This is a genomic window from Desulfoscipio geothermicus DSM 3669, from assembly GCF_900115975.1.
Taxonomy (GTDB): Bacteria; Bacillota; Desulfotomaculia; order Desulfotomaculales; family Desulfallaceae; genus Desulfoscipio; species Desulfoscipio geothermicus.
In genome coordinates, this window is sequence record NZ_FOYM01000075.1 from 1 (window position 1) to 1,925 (window position 1,925).

Sequence of the window (1,925 nt, forward strand, 5' to 3'; positions counted from 1 at the left end):
TATCACTTTTGCTGACTTTTCGTCAACCGGCAATTTCTGGTGGGAATGGGGGGCTGTTCGCCGCGCCACTACCGCCATTATTGCTTTTTTTCGTCGCCGACGCAGCAGCGACGTTTACTAATATACCACTTTTTCCGGACCTTTGCAATATGTAGTTTGTGGTAAAATAGCTTGAAAAACAGCAAATACATGCCGAATATGCGATATAGCGACCAACCATGATAAAAAACTATTTTTTAATAACAACCGGATTAGCCGCGACAATAAGCTCCGTTTTAAGGTGCCCGGCTCTATTTGATTTTTTCTGCAAAAAACAAACACTCCTTGCCTGTCGCCTTTAAAACCTCTGCCGATGGGTTATGTCTAGTTTTTATACCATAACATTTGCACCCGTTGGGAAATCTTTTATCCCAAGTTATGTAAAAGTATTTGCACTTAAAACACCGCTTAATTTTTTTTCCCGTGCTATCCATACGTTAATTTTACTCTTATTCGCTTTGAACGTGAAGTACGAAATATTCATAAGCCAGAATTTGTGAAGCAAATCACTTGAACTTTGTGCTTTTACGCATTAAAATAAGATTAATTACACGGTATACCATAAGCCGGTAATAGCACCTTATATGCTAAAGATATTTAATTTTTGGGGTGTTTTGAATTGACATTGGATCAGGTTATTTTAATTTTACTGGCCGGCATGGCCGCGGGATTTGTAAACACAGTGGGTGGCGGCGGTTCCTTAATATCCCTGCCGGTGTTGATTTTTATGGGCCTTCCTTCTGCAGTTGCCAACGGAACAAACCGGGTGGCATTAATGGTGCAAAGCCTGGTGGCAATAAGTTATTTTCGCCACAAGGGCATATTCTATCCCAAGTTAAGCATAATGCTGGGGGTGCCCGCAATTCTTGGCTCAATACTGGGGGCACACTTTGCCATATCCCTTTCGGATGCCTTGTTTAACAAGATATTGGCAGTTGTTATGCTGGTAGTTATGGCAGTAATCCTTTGGCGCCCGGAAAAGAAGTTTTTGAAAAAAACACACGCTGAAGAGAGCGGCGAAAAAAGCAATATAGAAGATCACCAAGAGGAAAATTTCAGCCCTTTACACATGGCTATGGCCGCGCTGGCTTTTTTCGGGGTCGGTTTTTACGGGGGTTTTATCCAGGCCGGAGTAGGGTTTATTATGATCGTCGCGCTGACTTTGCTTACCGGCATGTCGCTGGTCAAGGTAAACAGCCTGAAAGTGTTTATCACCGCCATATTCATACTATCTTCCCTGCTGGTTTTTATTTTCAGTGATAAAGTAAACTGGGCACTGGGTACCACCCTGGCCGTCGGAAACGCCGTAGGCGCTTACCTGGGCAGTGCCCTTTCCGTCGCCCGAGGGGATAAATTTATCAGGATTTTTCTCGTAGCGGCCATCCTCGCCATGTCCGGCAAGCTGCTGGGCATACATAAATTAATTTTTTAATTGGCTTATAATGACCGGGGTAAAAAAAACACCGGAACAGTCACCAATTACATAATATATTGGCGGCTGTTCCTTTGTTTTACTTATGTTGTTTAAAACGGTTCAGGATTTGTTTGGGATTAACCGTATTGCGTTCAAAACATACAAAATCGGTGTCAATACCGGCCAGATATTTGGCGACTCCTTTCAGTTCTTGCAAGGGATATCTTTGGATCAAAGCTATTGTTTCCATTTGAGGAGATCCCCCGCCGTGAATTCCGGCCACCTGCATCACTCCGGCCAGATCCCCTACGGTGAGGTGTTCCACAAGCCGGTAGCAGCGCAAGATGTTTTCCACCGGAACGCCGGCCACCCGCTGAATGGTCTTCCCCCGATAAATTAGACAGTGATTTAAGCGCTTTTTCTTTGTTTTTCACAGTTTTTTACGTAAGCAATTTAACATGAAGCTTATCCT

Annotated in this window: 2 protein-coding genes; one reads left to right on the top strand and one right to left on the bottom strand. The window is 43.7% G+C overall.

The features are described 5' to 3' along the window. The first annotated feature begins 658 nt into the window (after positions 1 to 658). Complete coding sequence (locus tag BM299_RS18730; RefSeq protein WP_092488062.1) at positions 659 to 1,471, top strand: sulfite exporter TauE/SafE family protein; 813 nt, start codon at positions 659 to 661, stop codon at positions 1,469 to 1,471. Positions 1,472 to 1,550: 79 nt separating this feature from the next. On the opposite strand, the gene BM299_RS18735 is transcribed toward BM299_RS18730, so the two are convergent. Continuing rightward, positions 1,551 to 1,850: a 4-hydroxyphenylacetate 3-hydroxylase C-terminal domain-containing protein gene (locus tag BM299_RS18735; RefSeq protein ID WP_342741344.1), complete on the bottom strand. Its 300-nt coding sequence runs from the start codon at positions 1,848 to 1,850 to the stop codon at positions 1,551 to 1,553. Positions 1,851 to 1,925 lie beyond the last annotated feature (75 nt).